Here is a 15738-nt window from a genome sequence, read left to right as displayed (position 1 = left end):
TGGGCATTCCGGGCCATCGGCGGGCGCCCGATGTCACGACGCCGCCTGCCGTGACTGTTCCGCGGGACGCGGCGGGCCCTTCGTACGGTTGACCGCGCGGGCCGCCGGCAGAACCCCGGCCGCGGCGTCCGACGCCCCCTGCGGCCGAGCGCACAGAACCAGCCTCCCGGGCCTGCGTCCGCGCTCCCCAAAGGGCCCCGCAGGGCTGCCACAGAGATCCCCCATGCCGCACACAACACAGCCGCAAGCGGCCGGTGGTGCAGTAGGACAGGTCACTTCCTGTTCAGGAGGAAACGAAGAGATCCAGCCGATCGAGGAGATCGCGGAGCTCACGGGGATCGCGGAACGGCTGCCCGCACGCCGAAGGGATCACGAGCACGTCGGCAGCGGCGCGGCCAGGATCCCCCCGCCCCAACCGCCGCGCACGGATTCCCGGCGATCGCCCGGCGCTGTGTGAAAGCCGGCCGTGCAACGAGGCATGCGCTGTCCCGCACTTGGATACAGAAAGCCGGTATCTCGTCATGACCACCAGCATCACGGATGTCCTGCTCACCAACGACCGGTCGACCACCTCGCACCCCTCGGTCGGGCACCGCTACACCTACGCCGCCCGTTCGGCGTCGGCGGCCGGCCGACGCACCTACACCGCCCACCTCAATCCCGAACGGCGCATCGTCGCGGCCGAGCCCGACTTCTCCCGCCGGTTCGGACGTACCTCGGCCGACACCTGTGGCCGCAGCCTGTACGAGCTGCTCCACCCGAGTTCCCCGTCCTATCTCGACCGGCACTTCACGCGTCTGTCGGAGGGGCGGTGCAACCGCTTCGACGAGCGGATGGTCGGCCTCGGCGACTCGGGCCGGGTGTTCTCCGCCGGGCTCACCGGAATCGCGGTCCACGACACCACAGGTGGGCTCGCTGGCATCGTTGTCCAAGTACGCCCGGACCAGGAGGGCGCGGCCGCCGAGGAGCCGGCCGTCCACTCCCCCGAGCGGCTGCTGAGCAAGCTCGACGCGCAGGTGCTGGAGGGGGTCGCCGCCGGCGCCTCCACCGTCCAGCTCGCCGCGCGCCTCTACCTCAGCCGGCAGGGCGTCGAGTACCACGTCGGGCTCATGCTGCGGAAGCTCAAGGCCCCCAACCGGGCCGCCCTCGTCGCCCGCGCCCACTCCCTGGGCATGCTGACGGTGGGTCACTGGCCCCCGCGGGTGCCCCCGGAGTTCATCAAGTAGAACGGCCGAACCGGCCTGGTCCAGCCTGCCCCCCGTGCTGGATGCTCCCGCCGGGTCCCTGGCCGTCACCGGCCAGGGACCCGGGAACATCGCACCCCTGCGGCGGCGTCGTGGTGGAGGCGGCGCGCACCGGACACGGCGTGCGGCGGACCGCCGAGGATCTCCTGTCCCGGGATGAGCCCGGTCCGCTCCCGTACGGCCGTCCCGCCCCGCCCCGTCCCGGGCCCCTCCTCCGAGGTGTGCCGGCGCGCCGGGGCAGCGGCCACCGACTGCGCGGCACCCGCCGGGAGTCCGGCCCGTCAGGAGTGCGGCCCGTCAGGCCCTCCGGGGGCCGGGACGTCCCGCTCGGCACAGGTCTCCCGCCCCGCGCGAGGCGCGTGCGGGGGCGTGCCGTCACCGGGCCCGTGCGGACGGTTTCAGTGACCGGCCTGTTCGAACGTGCGGGTGCGCAGGTCCGAGGGCAGGTCCTGGCGGCGGGCGATGCCGAGTTTGCGGTAGACGCAGGTGAGGTGGCGCTCGACCGTGCTGGGGCTGACGAAGAGCTTGACCGCGATCTCCCGGTTGGTGTGCCCCTGGGCGGCGAGGGCCGCCACCCGTTCCTCCGAACCGCTCAGCCGTGCGGTGTCCCGGTGGCGGACGGGACGCGCGGCACGCTCCGGGCCGTCGACGGGACGTATCCGCTCGCGCAGCGGCACCGCACCGCAGTCGCCCGCCAGTTGCCAGGCCCGCCGGGTGATCGTCCCGGCCCGGGTCCCCTCGCCGTTCAGCCGCAGCGCGCTGCCCAGGTCGGCCAGGGCGCGGGCGAGTTCGAGGCGGTCCCCGTAGTCGCGGAGCTCGTCGACCGCGCCGACCAGCAGCTCGACGCGGCGCCGGGGCTCGGCGGTGGCCGCGCTGAGCCGCAGGGTCACCCCGCGCGCCCGCGCGCCGGCGGCGGCCGGGAGGGCGAGCTGGTCGGCCACCAGGGCCTGTGCCTCGCCGGGGCGCCCGAGCAGGAGCAGTGCCTCCGCCGCGTCGGTGCGCCAGGGCAGCAGTTCGGGCTGGTCGGTCGCCCAGCGGCCCGCGGCCCGGCCCGCCTCCAGGAACTCCTCCAGGGCCGCCTGGGGGCGGCCGGTGGCCAGGTAGTAGCGGCCGCGGGCGCGCAGGAAGGCGAGGGCGTGCACGGTGGAGTACGGCTCGCCGGGCAGGGTGGGATGCAGGTGCAGGGCCGCCGTGGCGTACTCGCCCTGTTCGGTGAGGGCCTGGACCAGCAGGGCGAGCGGGGCGAGGAGGAACGGGCCGCCGCGGCCGGCGAGGTGTTCGAGGGCACGCGTCGCCTCCCGCCGGGCGCCGGCGAGGTCGCCGAGCCGCAGCAGGGCCTCGGCGTGCGCGGTGGCGAAGGCGGCCTGCCAGCCGGGAGCGTTGCGGGCGGAGATCTCCTCGCCGAGCCGGCCGCACCAGGCCACGGCCCGCTGCGGCCGGTGGTGGACCAGGGTGCGCAGGGCCCGGGCCAGGGACTCGTAGGTGGCCGGGGCCAGTGGGGTGTCGGCCAGCAGCCGTTCGGCGGCCGGTACGTCCTCGCGCGCGCCCGGGCTCAGCCACAGCGTGGCGGCGCGGGTGACCGGCGCGGTGGTGGGGCGCTCGTGGGTGACCGGGCACTGGGCGTGGGGTTCGCTGGGCACGTTGTCGCGGGCCGGGCGGACGTCCCCGGCGGCTCGGCCCAGGACCTCGTCGGCCTCCTCGACGCGGCCCTGGGCCGCCAGCAGCCGGGCCAGCCATCCCGCGTCGGCGCAGGGCAGTTGTCCGGCGCGCAGGGCGGCCTGGGGTTCGTCGAGGAGGTGGTGGGCCGCGGCCGGGTGCAAACGCCAGGTGTGGGCGGCGAGTTGCAGGGTGATCCGCAGCCGGGTGGGTTCGTCGGGGCAGCCGGAACGGGCCAGCCGGAGAAAGGTCGGTGCGCCGTCCGGGTCGCTGTGCGAGAACGGTTCCTGCCGGGCCGCGTCGCGCAGCGCCTGGATCTCCCAGTTGTGCGTGGCCGTCCCGGCGGCGAGTAACTGCCCGGCCACGAGGGCGGGTTCGGCCAGGGCGTGGTGCAGGACGCGGGCGGCGTTGCGGTGCATCGACCGGCGCTGCTCGCAGGAGAGCATGCCCAGCACCGCGGACTCGGCCGCGGCGTGGCGCAGCCGGGCGCCGGTGACGAGTCCGGCGGCGTCCAGGGCGTTGCACGCGCGGGCGGCGGCGTCGGCACCGAGCCGGGCGAGCCGGGCGGCGCGCTCCACGTCGGCCTGCGGACCCAGGACGGCGAGGGCGGCGGCCAGCCGGCGGGCGGCGGGGCCGCAGCGTTGCACACAGGTCGCGAACGCCTCGGCGAAGGGGCCGCCGGGTTCGGGCTCCGGCCACTCGGGCCGCCCGGCGGGGGCGCCCGTCTCGGCCAGCAGGGCGCGTATCAGAAGCGGGTTGCCGCCGCTGAGCGCGTGCAGTGACGCGGTGGCGTCCGCGGGCACCGGGGTGCCCCAGAAGCGGGCCAGTTCGGCGGTGCCCCGGGCGTCCAGGCGGGCCAGCGGGATGCGGACGAAGCCCTGGTGGCGCAGGAGTTCGGTGTGCAGGCCGAAGCCGTCCGTACGGTGGTGGGGGGACTGGGCGAGCACCGTCAGGAGGGGGGCCTCGTGCAGGGTGTGGGTGAGGCGCAGCAGTTCGGCGAGCGAGGCGCGGTCGGCGTGCTGCAGGTCGTCGACGCACAGGAGCACCGGGCCGTTCGCGCAGGCGGTGCGCAGCAGGGCGGCGAAGCCGGCGGCTGTCTCGTCCGGGTCGGGTGCCGGCCGGGACGGGTCCCCGGTGAGGCAGGCGGCGAGCCGGCGCAGCAGCGCGTGGTCCTCGCGGCGGGCGCCGGGGTCGGCGGCGGCGTGCAGCACGGTGAGTCCGCGGTCGGCGGCGAGGTCGGCGGCGTACTGCAGGAACCGTGTCTTGCCGCAGCCGGGCGCCCCTTCCACCAGCACCAGTTGAGCGGTGCCGTCGCTGCAGGCGCGCAGAGCCTTGTCGAGTCGTGCGCATTCGTCGTCGCGGTGCAGGAGCATCATGGGCCCGCCCTCCCGGTCGCATTCCCTCCACGTTCCTGCAGTCTAGGAAGGCATATGCCCGACACGAGTCCGGCGCGATGGCCAGTGACTGCACGGCAGGAAGTACCGGGATGCCGTCCCTGTCACACCGTCGGCGGGTTTCGGCAGGTCCTTGCGGGGATGGTCGCGCTGCCCGGGCTTTAGTCACTGCCCCCACGATGACGACCCGCGGCGCTCCCGCGGTACGCCGGGCCTTTCGGAGGGACGAACATCGATGTTCACCGTCTGCCCCTGGACCACGCACCGGTCCGCCGCTTTCGGCACCGCGGGCGAGTCCAACGCCTACTACCGGCGGTTGGTCGCGCGCGGCACGACGGAGCTGTCGGTCGTCTTCGACCTGCCCACGCAACTGGGTGTCGACTCGGACGCCCCGGTCGCCAGCGGTGAGGTGGGCCGGGCGGGGGTGGCGGTCGACTCCATCGACGACATGCGGGTGCTGTTCACCGGGATCCCGCTGGACCGGGTGTCGACGTCGATGGCCGTCGGCGCGCCGGCGGCCGTGCTCCTGCTGCTGTACCAGCTGGTCGCCGAGGAACAGGGCCTGCGCGCCGACCGGTTGACCGGCACGGTCCACCACGACGTGCTGACGGAGTACGTCGTCCGGGGCAGGTACGTCTTCCCGCCGGAGCCGTCGCTGCGGCTGGCGGCGGACCTCTTCGCCTACTGCCGTGCGCAGTTGCCCAGGTGGAACACGCTCTCGTTCTCGGGGCGCGCCCTGGCGGAGGCGGGAGCCACGCCCGCGCAGGAGATCGCCTTCACCCTGGCCGAGGGTGTCGAGCACCTGCGGACGGCGGTCGCGTACGGGATGGAGGCGGACGACTTCGCGCCGCGGCTGTCGTTCCTCTTCGGTGCGCGGGCCACACTCCTGGAGGAGCTCGCCACCCTGCGTGCGGCCCGGCGTGTCTGGTCGCGGGTGCTGGGTGAGCAGTTCGGTGCGCGCGGCCCCGCGTCGCGTCTGCCGGTGCGCTGGGCGGTGCGGGGCCTGGCCGCGGTGCTCGGCGGCCGGCCGCACGGGTCCGCTCCCAGCGTGCGCCCGTTCGCCGGCAGCCGGGCCGCCGCGGGGACGGCCGACGCTCTGGAGGCCGCGGCGCTGGAGCTGATGCGGCGCGTGGAGGAGCTGGGTGGCGCGGTCGCCGCCCTGGGTCACGGCTTCCAGAGGGACGAGATCGAGCGCGCCGCCCACCACCACCGCTGCCTCGACGGGGACGGGTTGTACGAGGCGGCCCGTCTCGACCCCGTCGCCGAACAGCGGCAGACCGAGCGGCTGGCCAAACTGCGTGCGTGGCGGTGCGCCGACCGGGTCGACGACGCGCTCATCGCGGTACGCAAGGCGGCGGAGGGCAGTGACAACGTCCTCCACCCGATGAAGCAGGCACTGGCTTCCGGAGCCACGGTGGGTGAGGTCTGCGACACCTTGCGGCAGGTGTGGGGCGCCGGTTTTCAGCCCGCCGCGTAGCGGGCGGGTGGTGGGCGCCGGCGACCGGTCCCATCAACGTGAGTGTCCACGGACGGGATGCCGTTCGGGTGAGTTCCGCTGTTCTCCCCGATGCCGCACCCCGTTGTCTGGGACTGTGCCTCCTACGACGTGGCCGATCTCAGCGGCCCCGGTCCGGAGGGGAGTTGGTGTGTGCGCCTGCCGCACATCGCTGCGGCCGGTATCGGCCATGGTCCGCGCGGGGTTGGTCTCCCCGGGGATGTCCCGTGCTGATGAGGGGAATGAGACACCCTCGATGTGGGCTGGTGGTGCCACTCACATGTGGCCTTCCTTGATGTCATGTGGGCCCCGAGCACGGCATCCTTGGGAGTCGGTCAGTGCGCGAGAGCCCGAACACGCACAGGATCATGGCCAGATGATGCAGGTACCATCCGCCCTCAGGACCGATGCAGACATCCCGGAAGAAGGAACTGACATGACCCAAGTCCAGTCGGAGACCACCGAACTCCAGTCGCAGTACGCGGCCCAGCTCACCGCGGACCTTGAGCGCAACACCAAGGAACAGGAACGTATCGCCGCCGAGGTGGTGGCCCTCCAGGAGCTGCTGCAGGCACTGCGGCGCGATCAGGCCCTGTTGGTCAACCTGCGGCGGACGCTGGGTGACGAGACCCCCGCCGCGGCCGGGGCGAAGGCGGCCGAGCCCGCCGCGACGGTGCCCTCGGTGCCGCGGCAGGCTTCCGCCGAACCCAAGTCCGCGCCCAAGCCCGCCAAGCAGCAGAAGAAGGCCGCTGCCGCCAAGCCTGCCAAGGCCGCCCGGACGACGCCCAGGAGCGCGGGGACGAAGGCCGCCGCGAAGGCGCCGGAAGCCGCGGGGAAGCCCACCCTCACCCTGGTCGAGCTCATCCACGACCACCTGAGCCGGCAGTCCGAGCCGCGTTCCGCCGCGGAGATCACCTCCACGCTCTCCGAGACCCACCCCGAGCGCGGCATCAAGGCCACGGTCGTGCGCACCACGGTGGAGGGACTGGTCGCCAAGGGACGCGCCCAGCGCAGCAAGCAGGGCACGTCGGTGTACTACACGGCGGCCGGGACCGGTACGGCCGACGACTCCGCGAAGCAGGCCGCCCCGGAGCAGAAGGCCCCGGTCACCGACTGACGCGAGGGCATGCGCAGCCGTACCCGCGCGGCCCGGTCCGCGCCGAAGAACACCTTCATGTCCGTGCCGCACCCATCGGCGCTCACCCTCATGAGCGGTCCGGCGCCCTTCGCCGCGGCGGCGCCCTCAGGTGGACGTGGCGCCGGGGACCCTCATGTGCCCTTTCTGCCCGAGGGGTTGGGCAGGCCCGGCGGTCCAGGTGATGTGCGGAGGTTCGACACGTGCGCACAGGGGGTTGCCGTGCGCGTCGCTGAGGCCGAGGTGTCCGACGAGGAGGCCTTCGCGCGCGGCGGCGGCGAGCACCTGCGGGGGCACGGCGTCGAGCATCAGCTTGGCGCGGCGGAACATCGTGAAGACGCCCGACTCGTCGACGGTGCCCCAGGACAGGTAGACGAACCGGCGGCCCAGGCGGTCCTGCACGTAGGGGCCTTTGATGTCGGTGCCGGCCGGCGAGGCGGCCGCCGTGCAGGGCAGGGTCCATGTCGCGGACTCGGCGTCGCCGGGCTGTGGGTCGAGGAGTTCGGCGGGACGGTCACGGCGTTGCACCGCGACATGGATGTCGCGGTACTCGGGGAAGGCGGCGTCGGCGGGGGCCGGACAGGTGCGGCCGGGCAGGTCGACGGCGTCGATACGGATGCGCATGCCGGCCATCATCCCGTCGTGGCCGTGGCGGGCGCCTCGCGGTGCCGTGGCGGGGTCGGTGGCGGGGGCCCGGTGCGCGGGGCGGACTGTTCCACAAGTGCTGTTGCTGCGTGCGAGTGGTGGATCTCCCGGCTGGGTCGTAGCGTCGTGGGAGGAGGCATCCTCCGCGTGGGAAGGCAGCCGGTCGGCGCCCGCCGTGCAGGCGGGGCCCGGCGGGTGGGCCGGACGGACGTGGGGGCCAGGGAGTCCAAGGAGAACGCGGCCGGGAGCGGACATGCGAAAACTCACCGTCAGGGCGGCAGTCACGTTCTGTGCCGCGGTATCGCTCGCCACTGTCATGGGAACGGCGGATGCCGCTCCGGTGACGTCGCCGCGGTCCGCGCACACCCTCGCGCAGGAGTCGACGCAGCCCTCGGTGCCGACGCAGCCCGTCATCGTCGACTGCTTCTGGCATCCGCAGGTGGAACCCGGCAACTTCGTGCTCGCCTGCGGTGACGGCAACAGCCGCCTCACCTCGTTGCAGTGGTCGCGCTGGGACGCCAACTCCGCGGTGGCCAGCGGCGTCAACGTGGTCAACGACTGCAAGCCGTACTGCGCCGCGGGGACCTTCCGCAAATACCCCGTCACCGTACGGCTCGACCGCCCGCAGACATGGAAGAAGAACCCCCAGTCCTCGCAGTACACCCGGTTGAGCCTCGTCTACACCGACAGCAAGCCCGCCGGATACGGGCAGACGGTCGCCTACCCCCTGTGGAACTGACCCGCGCGGCCGTGCCCAGGGGCTTGTCGCGGGCCGCGTCACCTGGTCTTCTGTACCCCGGTTGACCGGCAAGGCGTCCGCCTGCCGGCTCGCCGGGCCGTCCCGCGTCCGGCGCGGACGCGGGACCTCGAGGTGGAGCGGCGTGGAGTCAGTGGCCGGGCAGGACGTACAGGGTGCACTGCCCGAGGGGCTGGACGCGGCCATCCGCGAAACCGCCCGGGAGATCGCCGCGCTGCTGCGCCGGGATGCGGACATGGCGCTGCCGGTACCCGGCTCGCGGTGGAGCGTCGGGGAGGCGGCGGCGCATCTGGCGCAGGCCAACGAACTGATGGCGCAGCTCGCGGCAGGGCAGGTACGCGGCTACGGGGACGGGACGCCGCAGAGCCTCGCCGCGGCCAACGAGCAGGCCCTCGCCGCGTTCGGCGAGCGCAGGGCGAAGCCGCTGGCGGTGATGATCGAGGCGCAGGCCGAGGCGTATCTGCGGGCGTGGGAGGCGGGTGCCGCGCGGGGAACCCTCGTCACCCCGCTGGGCCCGATGGGCGCGGACGTGCTGGGGTCCTACCTGCTGACCCACATGCTGGGTCACGGATACGACCTCGCCCGCGCGCTGGGCCGGCCGCACATGATCGACCGCGCCCGGGTCGATCTGACCGTGCCGTTCCTGCTCACGGCCATGCCGCGGGTGACCGACGCCGCCCGTGCGGCCGGGCTGGACGCGCGCTACACGATCCGGCTGCGGGGCGGTGCCCGGTTCGGTGTCACGGTGAGCGACGGTGTCGTACAGGTCGACCCGCGGCCACCGGCCCGGCCGGACTGCACCATCCTGACCGAGCCGGTCACCTTCCTGCTGATGGCGCTCGGCCGCCGTGGCCAGTGGAGCGCCATCGGGCGGGGCGGCATCACCGTCTGGGGTCGCAGGCCCTGGCTCGCTCCCCGCTTCCCGGGCCTCTTCACGGCACCCTGACCGCGGTGACGGCGGCGGGGGCGGTCACCTCCGGCCGGGTGCGCCGGCCGCCGGGGTGGTGTCCAGCAGGACCAGCAGGGTCGCGCGGTGGAGGTCGGCGATCGGGCCGAGGAGATCCGGGTGACGCAGCAGGGGGGCCGCCCGGTGGTCGCGGGGGCTGGGGACGGTGAGCCTGCGGGCGCTGCCGATGCCGTCGGTGCCGTGGTGGGTGGCGGCCAGGCAGGCCGTCGCCACGGCGGCGAGATCGGCGTCGGCCAGCAGACAGGCCGCCCAGCTGACGACGGTCTCGTCGACCCAGGTGCGCCAGAGATACTCGGCTCCGGTCGGCGCGTGCACGTCGGCGCCGGTCACGTAGTCCAGCCGGCCCGAGCCTCCGGGGCCGAGCAGGCCGAGCAGTTCGGCGTCCAGCGGGGTGGGGTAGCGCAGCGCGGCGGCGATGGTGACCGCGTGCTGCGCCTGGGCCTCGGCCAGGGCATGGTTCAGCGAACCGGCCGCCGGCGGGAACGCCGACAGCAGCCAGCGCGCGGAGGCGCTGATGACGGGTGAGAGTTCGCTGGGCATGGTGACCGTCCTTCGCAGGTGCCCGCCGTGGCCCGTGCCCGGCCGAGCAGGTCGCGGGCCTCGTGACGCCGGAGGGGGCAGGCGCGTGGGCAGCAAACGTAAGGGCGGCCGTTGTGGCGGCGACAGGGCGTAGGTCACAGAACGGGGTGTGAGCTTGTCCGCCGCCCCGCCGCCCTCACGGGCTGTCCGCCGTCCTGAGGGGTTGGGTGCCGGGTTTCAGGGGTTGTCGCCGCCCTCAGGGGTTGGGTGCCGGAGCTCAGGGGTTGGGTGCCGGGTTCAGGGGTTGGGTGCCGGGTTCGGGCTGGCCGTGCGCCTGCTGGGCGTGTTTGGGCAGCAGGCCCACCAGCAGCAGCGTCAGGAGGTTCAGGCCCGCGGCGATGGCGAAGACCAGTTCCGCGGCGGCGAGGCGGGAGGACAGGGACGGGTGCCCGGCCCGGGCGAAGAACACCGTGCCGAGGGCGGCGACACCGATGGCGCCGGCGAACTGCTGGACGGCGTTGAGCAGGCCCGCGCCGGTGCCGACCTCCTCGGCGGTGGCGTCGCCGATGATGAAGTCGACCAGCGGGACGAACACCAGCCCGGAGCCGAAGCCGGTCAGCAGCAGCGCGGGCGCCAGTTTCCAGACGGTGATGCCGGCGCCGAAGTGGGCGAGGGACCACCACAGGGCCAGCAGGCCGACGACGGCGACGGCCAGCCCCAGGTGCAGGCTCGCGCGTCCCAGCTTCTCGGCGAGCACGGCGCCCGCGAGCAGCACGGCGACGGCCGTGCCGAGGGCCCAGGGGATCAGGGTGAGGCCGGTGCGCAGTGGCGTCCAGTGCATGCCCTGCTGCAGCAGCAGGTTGATGACGAGGACGAACGCGCTCAGTGACGCGTAGAACCCGGCCACGATCACCAGGCCGACGACGAAGCTGCGCTTGCGGAACAGCGACGGTGTGATGACCGGGTGCCGGCTGCGCCGCTGGGAGACGACGAACAGGGCGAGCAGGACGACCGAGGCGGCCATCATGACGTAGGTCCAGGCGGGCCAGCCGAGGTCGCGTCCCTGGATGAGCGGGACGATGAGCAGGGCCGAGGCCGCGGTGAGCAGGCCGACGCCGGTGAGGTCGAGGCGGGCGGCCGGGTCCTCCCCGCCGCGGTGGGGCAGGACGCGCCGGGCGAGCGCGCCGGCGACGACGCCGAGGGGCACGTTGATCAGGAAGATGGAGCGCCACTGGCTGCCGAACAGGTCCAGGTGGAGCAGCCAGCCGGCCAGGATGGGCCCGCCCACCATGGTCAGGCCCATCAGCGGGCCGACCGGGGTCAGGGCCCTGCGCAGGTGCTGCGGCGGGAAGACGACCTTCACCAGGGCCAGGCCCTGCGGGATCATCACCGACCCGCACAGGCCCTGCAGCGTGCGGGCGACTATCAGGAAGACCGGGTCGGGTGCGAGACCGCAGGCCAGCGAGGTCAGGGTGAAGCCGGCCATGCCGAGCAGGAAGAGCCGTCGGCGCCCGAGCAGGTCCCCGAGCCGTCCCGAGGTGACCAGGCCGAGCGCGAAGGCCGCGGTGTAGGCGCTCAGCACCCACTGGACCGTGGTCTGGCCGCCGCCGAGGTCCGCGTGGATGGACGGGCCGGCGAGGCCGGCGATGCTGGAGTCGATGAGATCCATGACGTCGGCCATGACCACGACGGTCAGGACGAGCCAGGCGGTGCGCGACGGCGGTGTGCTGGTGGGAGGCGCCTCGGACGAGCGCTGGTCGATGGACACGAACACTGTTCTACATTGGATCGCCGTTCTGAACAATACGAACACTGTTCCTGGTGGCGCGGAACAGTGTTCGTCGATTGGTTAGACTGCCCGTATGTCACCGACTCCGGAGCAACGGCGCGCGGCCCGGCACCAGCTCGGCACCGGTTCGAGCGCGCCCGCGGCCCGGCGTGGACCGTCCGGCGGGCGCAAGAAGCCGATCACGGTCGACGCCATCATCAGCACCGCGTTCGGCATCGTGGAAGCGGAGGGGTACGACGCCCTGACGATGCGGCGGGTGGCCACCGCGCTGGAGACGGGGCCGTCGTCGCTCTACGCCCACGTGGTCAACAAGGAGGATCTGGACGAGCTGCTCATCGGCCGCCTGTGCGCCGAGATCGAGCTGCCCGAGCCGGACCCCGCCACCTGGCGGCAGCAGATCGCCGGCGTCTGCACCCAGCTGCGCGACCAGTATCTGCGGTACCCGGGCATCTCCCGGGCGGCCTTCGCCGCCGCTCCGTCCAACCTGGACACGCTGCGGGTCGGCGAGGGCATGCTCGCCATCCTGCTCGCGGGGGGCATCGACCCGCAGATCGCCGCCTGGGCGCTCGACTCGCTGTCGCTCTACGTCAACGCCTACAGCCTCGAGGTCTCCCTGGCGAGCAGCCGGATGGGCCGCGGTGACGACGGCTGGGTCGTCAGCCGCGACGAGCTGCTGCGCCGGTTCGCCGCGCTGCCCGACACCTTCCCCCAGACCAAGCGCTACGCCGCCGAGCTGACCGCCGGAACCGTCCACGACCGCTTCGACTTCACCATCGGCCTGATGATCGACGGGCTCCCGGGCGCACGCTGAGATCCCCGCACCGGCCGGCGAACCGGTGAACCTGCTCCGCGGCCCCGCCGGGCCCCGGCGCGCCCGGCGGCCGGGGGCCGCTGAGGCGGTGGCCGGGGGCCGGTGAGGCGGTGGCCGGGGCCCGGCGGCGCCGGATGATCACGCGAACGCGTGCCGCCCGGCGCCTGTGCGGGCCCCGGCCACCGCAGGCCGGGGTCGTCCCGCCCGGCCGGGTCAGCCGGGCGCGGCGGGCCTTGACTCCGTCGGCCTCGGAACATGCGGCCCGTATCCCCTCGTTCACACCCTCGGCGGAGGGGAGATCCCCGGGCGGGTGTCACCGTCCGCGTACGGCGGGAGGGCGTGTGGCGCTCCCGCGGGCGGGGGGAAAAGATCTTCTAGCCGAGTCTGCGGTCGAGGTTGAAGGCCGCGCTGATCAGGGCGAGGTGGGTGAACGCCTGGGGGAAGTTCCCCTGCTGCTCGCCCGTGTGGCCGATCTCCTCCGCGTACAGGCCGAGGTGGTTGGCGTAGGTGAGCATCTTCTCGAACGCGAGCCGGGCCTCGTCCAGCCGGCCCGCGCGGGTGAGGGCCTCGACGTACCAGAACGAGCAGATCGAGAACGTGCCCTCCTCGCCCTGGAGGCCGTCGGGGCTGGCCTGCGGGTCGTAGCGGTAGACCAGTGAGTCGGACACCAGGTCCTCGCCCAGCGCGTCCAGGGTGGCGAGCCACTTCGGGTCGGTCGGGGAGATGAACTTCGCCAGCGGCATCATCAGCAGCGACGCGTCGAGGATGGAGCTGTTCTCGTACTGGACGAAGGCATGGCGTTCGGCGGACCACCCGTGGCTCATGATCCGCCGGTAGATCGCGTCCCGTACCCTGCCCCAGCGGACCATGTCGGAGGGCAGGCCGCGGTGCTGGGCCAGCCGCATCGCCCGTTCGATCGCGACCCAGCACATCAGCCGCGAGTACAGGAACGGCTTGCGTCCGCCGCGGGTCTCCCACACCCCCTCGTCGGGCTGGTCCCAGTGGTCGCACACCCAGTCGACGAGCTCGCAGATGCTGTCCCAGTGCCCGCTGGAGATGGGCTTGCCCCACTTGTCGTAGAGGTAGAACGAGTCGAGCAGTGCCCCGTAGATGTCCAGTTGCAGCTGGCCGACGGCGGCGTTGCCGACGCGTACGGGGGCCGATCCGCGGTAGCCCTCGAGATGGGGCAGTTCACGCTCGGGCAGGTCGAGGCGGCCGTCGATGCCGTACATGATCTGCAGGGGTCCCTCGGTCTGGGACGCCCGGGCCGATTCGAGCCCGACGTTCTCGGTGAGGAAGCCCATGAAGGCCTCGGCCTCGTCGATGAATCCGAGCCTGAGCAGCGCGTAGACACAGAACGCGGCGTCGCGGACCCACACGTAGCGGTAGTCCCAGTTGCGTTCGCCGCCTACCTGCTCGGGCAGGCTGGTGGTCGGCGCGGCGATGATGGCGCCGGTCGGCGCGTAGGTGAGCAGCTTCAGGGTGAGGGCGGAGCGGTGCACCATCTCCCGCCAGCGGCCGCGGTAGCGCGACTGGGACAGCCAGTGCCGCCAGTAGCGCACGGTCGCGTTGAACTCCCTCTCCGCCTCGGCCACGGCGCAGAAACGCGGTGCCACCTCACCACCGATCCGGTCGATGGTGAAGACGGCGGACTCGCCCTCGTGGAGTTTGAACAGCGACCACACGTCCGGGCCCGCGACCTCGATGGGCACCGTGGAGGTCAGCGCGAGATGGAGGGAGGGCGACTCGAAGACGGCCTGGCCGTCGTACACGTGCACGGTGTGCGGCACGGAACCGTACTCGAAGCGGGGAGCGACGCGCGCGCGGAAGGGCAGTGTTCCGCGCACGCACACCACGCGGCGGATCAGGCGGTGCCGGCCGGCCTCGCGCGAGTCGTCGACGACCGGCATGAAGTCCTGGATCTCGCCGACCCCGTCCTCCGCGAAGAAGCGGGTGATGAGCACGTTGGTGTCGGGGAAGTAGAACTGCTTCGTGCGCGCGGGGACGTCCGCGGCCAGTTCGAAGGACCCGCCCCGCTCCGCGTCGAGGATCGAGGCGAAGACGCTGGGCGCGTCGAAGCGGGCGCAGCAGTACCAGTCGATGGTGCCGTTCGTGCCGACCAGGGCCGCGCTGCGCAGGTCGCCGATCAGGCCGTGTTCGGCGATCGGCAGGTAGGCGGGTGTGTCGGCGCCACGGGGGCCGGGGCCGCGGGGGCCGGGGGCACCGGGGTCGCGGCGAAGTCCTTCTGGCGCTCCGGTGTCGGTCGTCGCTTCAGCCACGTCAGCCTCCTCGGGCTGTCGGCCTGGCCACCCCCTTGCCACTCCAGGCTAACCAGTCCCCGGAACCTGGGCTTGGGGAGCGGGCGGGCCGCCCGGCGCGGCGGCGGGGGGCGCGATCAGGTCCGGCCGCGGTGGTGGGCGGGGGGTGCGGCGACCAGGGTCTGGGCGAGCGGGATCCGGGCCAGCAGGACCGCTCCGTACAGGATCAGGCCGGCCCCGGCGATCTCGGGGACCAGCCACCAGCCGGTGCGCACCTCCTCCGCGTACAGGGTGACGCCCAGGGCGAGGCTGACCAGGGCGTCGCCGAGGGTGAGGGCGGGCTGGGAGGCGACCAGGGGGCCGGACTGGACGGCGTTCTGCAGCAGGAACAGTGCGCAGACCCCGGCGGCGGCGAAGGCGTAGGTCTGCCAGGCGAGGAAGAAGCCGGTGACACCGCCCGTCTGCCACGCGTGGGTGGCGTCCTTGATCAGGGCCGCGGTGAGCGCGTAGCCGATGGCCGCGGCGCTGCCGAAGCAGGCCGCGCGGGCGCGTCCGGCGGGCAGGCGCAGCGCGATCCGGACGGCGGCCGCCATGACGCCCACACAGCAGATGATGGCCACGGCCCAGCCGCCCGCGGCGGCATGGTCGGTGCCGGCCGAGGGTGCCGCCGCGGCCAGTGCGACGCCCAGCCCGGCGGCGATGCACACCACGGCCGTCCAGCCGCGCCGGGTCACCCGCCGGCGCAGCACCAGGCCGCCGATCAGCAGGGCGAAGGGAAGTTCCAGGACGAAGATCGGCTGTACGACGGCCAGGGCGCCGTTGACCAGGGCCAGCGCCTGGAAACAGGCCGCCGCCATGACCGCGCCCATGCCGCCGAGCCAGGCCGGCCGGTGCAGCAGGTCGACGAACAGGCGGGCGCGGAAGCCCTCGGACAGGGGGACGTCCTGCGCGGCGCGGCGCTGGAGGACGGTGGCGGTCGCGTTGCTGGCGGCGGCCAGCAGGGCGAAGACGACGGAGACCACCATGCCCACCGGCCTGTCCCTCCTCGCTGTGTCCCGGCGCTCCCGT

12 protein-coding genes are annotated in these 15738 nt (G+C 73.5%); 6 read left to right on the top strand and 6 right to left on the bottom strand.

Features of this window, described 5'->3' with window-relative positions:
- Nucleotides 1-521: 521 nt before the first annotated feature.
- Nucleotides 522-1226 (top strand): LuxR C-terminal-related transcriptional regulator, encoded by a 705-nt coding sequence (locus tag OG199_RS43090; RefSeq protein ID WP_356807380.1) that lies wholly within the window; start codon nucleotides 522-524, stop codon nucleotides 1224-1226.
- Between the two features lie 416 nt (nucleotides 1227-1642).
- Here OG199_RS43090 and OG199_RS43085 read toward each other — a convergent pair whose 3' ends face one another.
- Complete coding sequence (locus OG199_RS43085; protein ID WP_405827219.1) at nucleotides 1643-4276, bottom strand: AAA family ATPase; 2634 nt, start codon at nucleotides 4274-4276, stop codon at nucleotides 1643-1645.
- Nucleotides 4277-4364: 88 nt separating this feature from the next.
- On the opposite strand from OG199_RS43085, the gene OG199_RS43080 reads away from it, so the two are divergent.
- Together OG199_RS43080 and OG199_RS43075 are read left to right on the top strand one after the other, a co-directional pair.
- Nucleotides 4365-5771, top strand: a complete 1407-nt coding sequence (locus OG199_RS43080; protein WP_405834373.1) for a methylmalonyl-CoA mutase family protein — start codon at nucleotides 4365-4367, stop codon at nucleotides 5769-5771.
- A gap of 454 nt (nucleotides 5772-6225) precedes the next feature.
- Entirely contained in the window at nucleotides 6226-6906 is a 681-nt protein-coding gene (locus tag OG199_RS43075) for a hypothetical protein (protein ID WP_356808357.1), read from the top strand.
- A 126-nt stretch (nucleotides 6907-7032) separates the two neighbouring features.
- Here the strand turns inward: OG199_RS43075 and OG199_RS43070 are convergent, their stop codons facing one another.
- Complete coding sequence (locus OG199_RS43070; protein ID WP_405827221.1) at nucleotides 7033-7548, bottom strand: DUF5990 family protein; 516 nt, start codon at nucleotides 7546-7548, stop codon at nucleotides 7033-7035.
- Nucleotides 7549-7822: 274 nt separating this feature from the next.
- Between OG199_RS43070 and OG199_RS43065 the strand changes: the two genes are divergently transcribed.
- Together OG199_RS43065 and OG199_RS43060 are read left to right on the top strand one after the other, a co-directional pair.
- On the top strand, nucleotides 7823-8308 hold the full coding sequence (locus tag OG199_RS43065; RefSeq protein ID WP_356808355.1) for a hypothetical protein: 486 nt from the start codon (nucleotides 7823-7825) through the stop codon (nucleotides 8306-8308).
- A 142-nt stretch (nucleotides 8309-8450) separates the two neighbouring features.
- Nucleotides 8451-9272 (top strand): maleylpyruvate isomerase family mycothiol-dependent enzyme, encoded by an 822-nt coding sequence (locus OG199_RS43060; protein ID WP_401808865.1) that lies wholly within the window; start codon nucleotides 8451-8453, stop codon nucleotides 9270-9272.
- A 24-nt stretch (nucleotides 9273-9296) separates the two neighbouring features.
- On the opposite strand, the gene OG199_RS43055 is transcribed toward OG199_RS43060, so the two are convergent.
- On the bottom strand, nucleotides 9297-9833 hold the full coding sequence (locus tag OG199_RS43055; protein WP_356808351.1) for a hypothetical protein: 537 nt from the start codon (nucleotides 9831-9833) through the stop codon (nucleotides 9297-9299).
- 256 nt (nucleotides 9834-10089) lie between these two features.
- Nucleotides 10090-11580, bottom strand: a complete 1491-nt coding sequence (locus OG199_RS43050) for a DHA2 family efflux MFS transporter permease subunit (RefSeq protein ID WP_401808863.1) — start codon at nucleotides 11578-11580, stop codon at nucleotides 10090-10092.
- A gap of 94 nt (nucleotides 11581-11674) precedes the next feature.
- Between OG199_RS43050 and OG199_RS43045 the strand changes: the two genes are divergently transcribed.
- Nucleotides 11675-12412, top strand: coding sequence for a TetR/AcrR family transcriptional regulator (locus OG199_RS43045; RefSeq protein ID WP_401808860.1), 738 nt, complete (start codon nucleotides 11675-11677; stop codon nucleotides 12410-12412).
- 374 nt (nucleotides 12413-12786) lie between these two features.
- On the opposite strand, the gene OG199_RS43040 is transcribed toward OG199_RS43045, so the two are convergent.
- Nucleotides 12787-14583, bottom strand: a complete 1797-nt coding sequence (locus tag OG199_RS43040; RefSeq protein ID WP_405834375.1) for a glycoside hydrolase family 15 protein — start codon at nucleotides 14581-14583, stop codon at nucleotides 12787-12789.
- A gap of 224 nt (nucleotides 14584-14807) precedes the next feature.
- Nucleotides 14808-15695, bottom strand: a complete 888-nt coding sequence (locus OG199_RS43035; protein ID WP_401808909.1) for a DMT family transporter — start codon at nucleotides 15693-15695, stop codon at nucleotides 14808-14810.
- Nucleotides 15696-15738: the final 43 nt, after the last annotated feature.

This window comes from Streptomyces sp. NBC_01176, from assembly GCF_045039825.1.
Taxonomy (GTDB): Bacteria; Actinomycetota; Actinomycetes; order Streptomycetales; family Streptomycetaceae; genus Streptomyces.
Note: the sequence above shows the minus strand (reverse complement) of the source record. Positions and strands in the feature narration are given on the sequence as shown.

Bases quoted from the DNA above. Each gene is read 5' to 3' on its own strand.
- OG199_RS43070 (WP_405827221.1), bottom strand. From the start codon at position 7,548: ATGCGCATCCGTATCGACGCCGTCGACCTGCCCGGCCGCACCTGTCCG.
- OG199_RS43085 (WP_405827219.1), bottom strand. From the start codon at position 4,276: ATGATGCTCCTGCACCGCGACGACGAATGCGCACGACTCGACAAGGCT.
- OG199_RS43055 (WP_356808351.1), bottom strand. From the start codon at position 9,833: ATGCCCAGCGAACTCTCACCCGTCATCAGCGCCTCCGCGCGCTGGCTG.
- OG199_RS43045 (WP_401808860.1), top strand. From the start codon at position 11,675: ATGTCACCGACTCCGGAGCAACGGCGCGCGGCCCGGCACCAGCTCGGC.
- OG199_RS43090 (WP_356807380.1), top strand. From the start codon at position 522: ATGACCACCAGCATCACGGATGTCCTGCTCACCAACGACCGGTCGACC.
- OG199_RS43035 (WP_401808909.1), bottom strand. From the start codon at position 15,695: ATGGTGGTCTCCGTCGTCTTCGCCCTGCTGGCCGCCGCCAGCAACGCG.
- OG199_RS43065 (WP_356808355.1), top strand. From the start codon at position 7,823: ATGCGAAAACTCACCGTCAGGGCGGCAGTCACGTTCTGTGCCGCGGTA.
- OG199_RS43075 (WP_356808357.1), top strand. From the start codon at position 6,226: ATGACCCAAGTCCAGTCGGAGACCACCGAACTCCAGTCGCAGTACGCG.